This is a genomic window from Pseudoalteromonas sp. SR44-5 (assembly GCF_014163675.1).
Lineage (GTDB): Bacteria > Pseudomonadota > Gammaproteobacteria > Enterobacterales > Alteromonadaceae > Pseudoalteromonas > Pseudoalteromonas rhizosphaerae.
Map to the genome: position 1 here is coordinate 1 of NZ_JACJDT010000161.1, position 654 is coordinate 654.

Here is a 654-nt window from a genome sequence, read left to right on the forward strand (position 1 = left end):
ACTAGAACGCGCGAGTAAACGTATTATCGAACGTCACCAATCACAAGATAGCCTGAGCGAAGAGTTGATAACACAGGATTTAAAGCAAAAAGAAAAGCTGGATAAAAGTGCAGATAAAATCACGGCGTTCTTAGCGACCCACGAGGAAAAAACGGGCAGCAAAGGTAAGCCCATTAAAAGTAATATTACCGACCCCGATAGCGCGAAAATGACCACGTCAAAAGGTACAATCCAAGGCTACAACGGGATAGCGATAAATGACGATAAACATCAAATTGTACTGCAAGCACAGGCATGGGGTTCAGTGGGCGAGCAGCAAACCCTGCAGCCAGCGGTTAAGCAATTAAAACAACAGTTAGATAAACTGAGCACAGATGAATCCTCAGATAAACACGCCATCAAATTCACCGCAGACAGTGGGTTTAACAGCGAAGCGAACCTTGAATACATGGCGAAAAGTGGCTTTGATACTTACATTGCGGATAACCAATTTAGAAAACGAAATCCGCTGTTTAAAGAAAGTGAAACTTATGAGACAGAGCAAGAAAAGCGCCGACTAAAACGCAGTAAAGGCAAGCCACGGTTATTTACCTCAGACGACTTCCATTATGATGAGACGACACAAACCTGCCGCTGTCCCGCAGGCAATGAAAT

General features: G+C 44.0%; 1 pseudogene. It reads left to right on the forward strand.

The window, feature by feature from the left end:
- Nucleotides 1–654: pseudogene (locus tag H5154_RS23005) on the forward strand (transposase); the annotation flags it as partial.